The organism is Xenorhabdus griffiniae, assembly GCF_001028135.1.
In the GTDB taxonomy this organism is placed as follows: domain Bacteria; phylum Pseudomonadota; class Gammaproteobacteria; order Enterobacterales; family Enterobacteriaceae; genus Xenorhabdus; species Xenorhabdus bakwenae.
In genome coordinates, this window is record NZ_LDNM01000137.1 from 1 (window position 1) to 497 (window position 497).

The window sequence follows — 497 nt, forward strand, 5'->3', positions numbered from 1 at the left end:
GCTATGAAGCCCCCGTCGGTGAGACAGAAATCGCGCTGGCGCAGATTTGGCAAAAACTCCTGAGACTCAAACAGGTCAGTCGCCATGATCACTTCTTTGAACTCGGCGGCCATTCGCTGATGATTGTCAGTCTGGTCGAAGAGCTACGTAATCTGGGCCGCCAGCTCGAGGTTCGCAGTGTATTCGCCTCACCGGTCCTCAGCGATATGGCCCGGGCTACCCAGCATGGGGTCAGCACCTTTGTTGTGCCCCCCAACCGTATCCCCGAAGATTGTACGGTTATCACGCCCGATATGTTGCCACTGGTTTCGCTTTCCCAATCTGAGATTGATGCTATCGTTGAGCTGATCCCCGGCGGGGCAGGTAATGTACAGGATATCTATCCACTGGCCCCGTTACAGGAAGGCATCCTGTTCCATCATCTGTTACAGACTCAGGGGGATAATTATCTGCAACAAAGCTTACTCGCTTTCGATACCCGTGATCGTCTCGATAGC

1 protein-coding gene is annotated in these 497 nt (G+C 53.7%); it reads left to right on the forward strand.

Translation table 11 applies throughout. From position 1 onward, the window contains the following. Positions 1–497, forward strand: a 497-nt coding sequence (locus AAY47_RS18660) for a phosphopantetheine-binding protein (RefSeq protein WP_047771799.1), incomplete at both ends; no start/stop codon positions are given.